The 6,747-nt window shown below is 66.0% G+C and carries 2 protein-coding genes and 1 pseudogene; 1 reads left to right on the top strand and 2 read right to left on the bottom strand.

The window, feature by feature from the left end; all coding sequences use genetic code 11:
- A partial coding sequence (locus ASV56_RS15860) for a DDE-type integrase/transposase/recombinase (RefSeq protein WP_156429134.1) occupies positions 1-594 on the bottom strand: 594 nt, incomplete at its 3' end.
- Positions 595-1,248: 654 nt separating this feature from the next.
- On the opposite strand from ASV56_RS15860, the pseudogene ASV56_RS25065 reads away from it, so the two are divergent.
- A pseudogene (locus tag ASV56_RS25065) lies at positions 1,249-3,010 on the top strand (recombinase family protein).
- 199 nt (positions 3,011-3,209) lie between these two features.
- Here the strand turns inward: ASV56_RS25065 and ASV56_RS15850 are convergent.
- The gene (locus ASV56_RS15850; protein ID WP_253880080.1) at positions 3,210-6,746 is read right to left on the bottom strand and encodes a pyruvate carboxylase; all 3,537 of its coding nucleotides are present in this window, start codon (positions 6,744-6,746) and stop codon (positions 3,210-3,212) included.
- Between the last annotated feature and the right edge of the window lies 1 nt (position 6,747).

Genomic DNA, 6,747 nt, shown 5'->3' with positions numbered 1-6,747 from the left:
GCCGTTGTCCGTCAGGATCGTGTGGATGCGATAGGGCACGGCTTCCAGTAGATGCTCCAGGAACTCCCAAGCGGTCTTCCTGTCAGCCTTTTCGACGAGTTGGGTGACCGCGAACTTGCTCGTTCGGTCGATGGCCACGAAGAGATAGAGCTTGCCCTCGGCCGTCTGCACTTCGGCGATATCCATGTGGAAGAAACCGATGGGATAGCGCTTGAACCGCTGACGCTTCGGCTTGTCGCCGCCGATCTCAGGCAGGCGCGAGATGCCGTGCCGCTGAAGGCACCGATGCAGCGCTGACCGTGTCAGGTGAGGGATCGAAGGCTGTAGAGCATAGAGACAGTCGTCCAGCGGCAAGAGCGTGTGACGCCGAAAGGCAACGACCATTGCTTCCTCAGCCTCGCTGAGCACGGAGGATCGGGGCTCCTTGGGCCCAGTCTTCAAATCCTCGACCGTCTCGCGGTTACGCCATTTCGCCACGGTCTTCGGATTGATCCCAAACTCCTGGCTCAGTGCCGCGATCGAAGCTTGCGATCGCTGTATTGCTGCTCGAATGGCGTGCGTGGTCGTGGCGCAGCCGTGACGAACTTGTCCCATAGTGCTTCCTTCCATTCCGACGAATGGATCGCACCATCAAACCGTGGGATCAAACACCTAGCGTCTGCTTCCTACGCGTCGCCGCCACATAGGTGTCAGTGACGAGCGGCAGCTAATGCTGGCGTCTGCGGACTCAATGCTGCGGCTCCACGGACTGCTTCCCGCCCTCTGCGGCGGTCCCACCCTCCCGCAACGTTCCGTCTTTGAGCTGCGGAACCCCGCCGATCTCGCCCCTCGTCGCGAGATATCCCGCGACTTTCCGGTATTTTTACGCCACTCTTCGATGACGCCGCCGCGCAGCGCCCCCTGCAGCAGGCGCGGCAGCGCCGGTTTACGCTGTGCTGCGCCGAGGGTTGATGCGATGCGCCCGAACCCGCCTGTGATTCCATCCCGCCCTGCGCCACGCTTTTGCCTGCGCGGGTCCTGCCGCGCGGGAAGCGGAACGGGGCGATGGCACGGCAGAGGCAGACAGTGGCGGAACGGCTCCGGGTGGTCGCAGAACCGGCCGGGGATTCCACTGCTCTCCTGCCCTCTCCCGACCCCCGCCTTGCCGAACTGGTCCGCCTGCTGGCCCGACACGCGGCACGGGATTTCGTCGAGGCCGAAGAGCGCAAGAACGGCAGGCATCACCCCGATTGATCAGGAGGCCCGCGCATGAGAGTCGCGATCTACGCCCGCTATTCGTCGGACAATCAGCGCGAGGCCTCGATCGCCGACCAGTTCCGCATGTGCCGGTTGCGGGCGGAGAAGGAAGGCTGGACAGTAGTCGAGGAATATTCCGACCATTCCATCTCCGGCGCCAGCATGATCCAGCGTCCCGGTATCCAGGCACTGGTCATGGATTCGACGCGTGGCCACTTCGACCTGGTGCTGGCCGAGGCTCTGGATCGGATCAGCCGCGACCAGGAGGACATCGCCGGCATCTACAAGCGCATGCGCTATGCCGATGTAAAGATGTTCACCCTCTCCGAGGGCGAGATCAGCGAGTTGCATGTCGGGCTGAAGGGCACGATGAACGCGCTGTTCCTGAAGGACCTGGCCGACAAGACCCGCCGGGGCCTGCGCGGCCGGGTGGAGGACGGCAAGTCGGGCGGCGGCAATTCCTACGGCTACGACGTGGTCAAGAAGTTCGACGCCAACGGCGAACCGATCCGCGGCGACCGCACGATCAACGAAGCGCAGGCCGCCGTCATCCGCCGCATCTTCGCCGATTACGACAGCGGCCTCTCCTCGCGCGCCATCGCCATGGCGCTGAACCGCGAGGGCGTGCCCGGTCCCATGGGCCGGGAAATGGGGGCCGTCGACCATCCACGGCAACCGCGAGCGCGGCACCGGCATCCTCAACAACGAGCTCTATATCGGCCGCCTTGTCTGGAACCGGCTTCGCTACGTCAAGGACCCCGACACCGGCAGGCGGGTCTCGCGTCTGAACCCGGAAAGCGAATGGGTGGTGCAAGAGGTGCCGGACCTGCGCATCGTCGACCAAAACCTCTGGGACGCCGTAAAGGCCCGGCAGGGCGAACTGGCCTTCTCGACCCGCAGCCGCCCCGAAGGCAACCCGCTGAACGACCGGCGACGCCCGAAGCACCTCTTCGCGGGTCTCATCAAATGCGGCTGCTGCGGTGGCGGCTATTCGATGATCTCGAAGGATCTTCTGGGCTGCTCGACGGCGCGCAACAAGGGCACCTGCGGCAACCGCGTCAACATCCGCCGCGACGCGCTCGAGGCCTCGGTCCTGAACGGGCTCCGGAAGCATCTGATGGAGCCGGAATTGTTCCGGGAGTTCTGCGCCGAGTTCACCCGGGAAGTGAACCGGTTGCGGATGGAGCGCGGCACCGATCTGGAGGTTGCTCGCCGGGATCTGGACCGCACGGTCCGCGAACTCGACAAGGCCGTCGATGCCATCCTGCAAGGCGTCCCGCCGCTGACGCTCAAAGACAAGATCGCGCAGCTGGAAGCCCGCAAGGCGGAACTAACGGAGAAGCTGGCCAATGCCGACGAACCGCCGCCCCTGCTGCATCCGAACATGGCAGCGCTCTATGCCCAACGCATCGCCGCGCTTTCCGAGAACCTCCAGCACGAGGAGAGCCGCGCCCAGGCGGCGGAGATCCTGCGCGCGCTGGTCGATCAGGTGACGCTGGTGCCGGAGAATGGCGCACTGGCCATCGTGCTGCGCGGCGACCTTGGCGCCATCCTGCGCTTCGCGGCGGGAAAAAAGGATCCGGATTTCCTGTCGGAAGCCGAGGCGCTGGACAACCTTCTGGGTCAGATGGCGGTATCGCGCAAGCCGGGGCGTAGAAACGCAAAAACCTCCGCGCTGGAAGCTACGGAGGTTTCGCAATTATCGTTGGTTGCGGGGGCACGCATTGGACACTGTTTCGCAATGTCGAGCGCGCTCGATCTCCCCCTTTTTTGATCCTGTTAACCGGCGCCCTTTTCACGAGCCACCTCCAGCGGATCGGCGTCTGCTCCGGCCAGATATGGGAGATTAGCAGTTGGCCGCGCCGCATCCCCCTGATCCCGCCGGGTTGGGCGGCAGAACATTGACCGCCACATCTACGGCATCGACTCGGGTCGCCGCCTTATGTTCGACACAGGCGATAGAATCCCGCCTGTCACACTTGGTCGAGCGCCGCGATCATTGCCCTGATATTGTCGCTCTCTGCAATCGGTTGGAAAGGTTTCGGGGAATCTTGGATGCCTTCATCGGTCGGTGTAGATTCCACCTCGACGAGCAGGTCCTTTGCGTCGACGGCCTGTCCTGGGGTGACGTGCAGCGCCTTGACCGTGCCGGCGCGGTCGGCGTGCAGGCCGGTTTCCATCTTCATCGCCTCGATGGTCAAGAGCATGTCGCCCACATTGACCTTTTGCCCGACCGCGACCGCGACCGAGGCGACGACGCCGGGCATCGGCGCGCCGATATGGCCCTCGTTCGCGGGGTCGGCCTTGGGACGGGCGGCGGTCTGCGCCTTGACCAGACGGTTCGGCACCCGGATCACCCGCGGCTGGCCGTTCAGCTCGAAGAACACCTTGACCTCGCCGGTCTCGTCGGTCTCGCCGATGGCCTGCAGGCGGATCTCCAGCGTCTTGCCGGGGTCGATCTCGGCCGCGATCTCCTCGCCCGGCTCCATGCCGTAGAAGAAGGTCCGCGTCGGCAGCGTCCGCACCGGGCCATACATCCGGTGCCGGCCCATGTAGTCCAAAAACACCTTGGGATACATCAGATAGCCGTTCAGGTCCTCGTCATCGACCGCCTTGCCTTCCAGAAGCGCCTCGACCTCGGCCCGGGTCGCCTCCAGGTCCACCGGCGGCATGCTGGCGCCGGGGCGGGTGGTCAGCGGGGCCTCGCCCTTCAGCACCTTCTTCTGCAAGGCCGCGGGCCAGCCCCCGGGCGGCTGGCCCAGGTTGCCCTTCATCATGTCGACGACCGAGTCGGGGAAGGCGACCTCGACCGAGGGATCCTCGACCTGCTGGCGCGACAGACCCTGCGCCACCATCATCAGCGCCATATCGCCCACCACCTTGGAACTGGGCGTGACCTTGACGATGTCGCCGAACATCCGGTTCGCATCGGCATAGGCCTGGGCGACCTCGTGCCAGCGTTCCTCCAGCCCCAGCGAACGCGCCTGCGCCTTGAGATTGGTGAACTGGCCCCCCGGCATCTCGTGCAGCCAGACCTCGGAGGCCGGGGCCTGCAAGCCGCTTTCGAAGGCGGCATATTGCTCGCGCACCGCCTCCCAGTAGTTCGAGATCTCGCGGATGGCGCGGATGTCGAGCCCGGTGTCGCGCTCGGTGTGGCGCAGCGCCTCGACCACCGAACCCAGGCAGACCTGCGAGGTATTGCCCGACAGCGCGTCCATGGCGCAGTCGACCGCATCGACCCCCGCCGCCGCCGCGGCCAGGATCGTCGCCCCGGCGATGCCGCCGGTGTCATGGGTGTGGAAATGCACCGGCAGGCCGATCTCGTCCTTCAGCGCCTTGACTAGGACCCGCGCCGAGGCCGGCTTCAACAGCCCCGCCATGTCCTTCAGCCCCAGCACATGCGCGCCGGCGTCGCGCAGTTCGCGTGCCATCTTCAGATAGTATTGCAGGTCGTATTTCGATCGCGCCGGGTCCAGCAGGTCGCCGGTATAGCAGATCGTGCCCTCGCAGATCTTGCCGGCCTCGATCACCGCATCCATGGCGACGCGCATGTTCGGGGTCCAGTTCAGGCTGTCGAAGACCCGGAACACGTCCACGCCGGTCTTGGCCGCCTGGCGCACGAATTCCTGCACCACATTGTCGGGGTAATTGGTGTAACCCACCCCGTTCGAGGCCCGCAGCAGCATCTGCGTCATCAGGTTCGGCATGCGCGCGCGCAGGTCGCGCAGCCGCTGCCAGGGGCATTCCTGCAGGAAGCGATAGGCGACGTCGAAGGTCGCGCCGCCCCAGCATTCGACCGAGAACAGGCCGGCCAAGTTCGCGGCGTAAGAGGGCGCGACCCGGATCATGTCGATCGAGCGCATCCGCGTCGCCAGAAGCGACTGGTGGCCGTCGCGCATCGAGGTGTCGGTGATCAAGAGCCGCTTTTGCGCCAGCATCCAGGCGGCGACGGCCTTCGGGCCCTGGCTCTCCAGCAGTTGCCGCGTGCCCGGCGCCGGCTCGGCCTTGGCTGCGGGCGGCACCAGGGCGCGGGCCTCGGCCGGCGGCAGGGGGCGGCCGGCGGTCTCGGGATGGCCGTTGACGGTGATGTCGGCGATATAGACCAGGAGCTTCGTCGCCCGGTCGCGGCGCTTGCGGAACGCGAACAGGTCCGGCGTGGTGTCGATGAACTTGGTCGTGTAGCTGTCGTCGAGGAAGGTCGGGTGTTTCAGCAGGTTGATGACGAATTCGATATTCGTCGCCACGCCGCGCACCCGGAATTCGCGCAAGGCCCGGTCCATGCGGGCGATGGCCTTTTCCGGGGTCTGGGCATGGGCGGTGACCTTGACCAGCAGCGAATCGTAGAAGCGGGTGATGACGCCCCCGGAATAGGCGGTGCCGCCGTCGAGCCGGATGCCGTTGCCGGTGGCCGAGCGATAGGCGGTGATGCGGCCGTAGTCCGGGATGAAGTTGTTCAGCGGGTCCTCGGTCGTGACCCGGCATTGCAGGGCGTGACCGTTCAGATGCACATCGGCTTGGCTGGCGGCGCCGGTGGCCTCGGCCAGGGTCGCGCCCTCGGCGATCAGGATCTGGGACTGCACGATGTCGATGCCGGTGACCTCCTCGGTCACGGTATGCTCGACCTGGACGCGCGGGTTCACCTCGATGAAGTAGAACTGCTGGCTGTCCATATCCATCAGGAATTCGACGGTGCCGGCGTTCTGGTAGCCGACGGCGCGGCCGATCTTCAGCGCCAGCGCGCAGACCTCGGCGCGCTGGTCCTCGGTCAGATAGGGCGCGGGCGCGCGTTCGACGACCTTCTGGTTGCGGCGCTGCACGGTGCAGTCGCGTTCGTAAAGATGGTAAAGCCCGCCGTGGCTGTCGCCCAGAAGCTGCACCTCGACGTGCCGCGCGCGCAGGATCATCTTTTCCAGGTAGCCCTCGCCATTGCCGAAGGCGGCCTCGGCCTCGCGCCGTCCCTCGCGCACCTTCTCGGGCAGCTCGCCCTCGCCCATGATCGGGCGCATGCCGCGCCCGCCGCCGCCCCAGGAGGCTTTCAGCATCAAGGGATAGCCGATCTCGGCCGCCTCACGCTTGATCGCCTCCATGTCCTCGCCCAGGACCTCGGTCGCCGGGATCACCGGCACGCCGGCCTGGATCGCGACGCGCCGGGCGCTGGCCTTGTCGCCGAGCGCGCGCATGGTGTCGGCGCTCGGCCCGATGAAGGCGATGCCGGCGGCCTGGCAGGCATCGACGAAATCGGGGTTCTCGCTGAGCAGGCCATAGCCCGGATGGATGGCGTCGGCGCCGGATTCCTTCGCGACGCGGATGATCTCGGGGATCGACAGATAAGCCGCGACCGGCCCCAGCCCCTCGCCGATGCGGTAAGCCTCGTCCGCCTTGAAGCGGTGCAGGCCCAGCTTGTCCTCCTCGGCATAGACCGCCACCGTCTTCTTGCCCAGCTCGTTCGCCGCCCGCATCACGCGGATCGCAACCTCGCCACGGTTCGCAACCAAGATCTTGCGGAACATC

This window comes from Paracoccus aminovorans (assembly GCF_001546115.1).
In the GTDB taxonomy this organism is placed as follows: Bacteria; Pseudomonadota; Alphaproteobacteria; order Rhodobacterales; family Rhodobacteraceae; genus Paracoccus; species Paracoccus aminovorans_B.
This window is presented reverse-complemented; position numbering and strand designations above follow the sequence as displayed.

Coding starts and splice junctions, on each gene's coding strand:
- ASV56_RS15850 (WP_253880080.1), bottom strand. CDS start 6,746: ATGTTCCGCAAGATCTTGGTTGCGAACCGTGGCGAGGTTGCGATCCGC.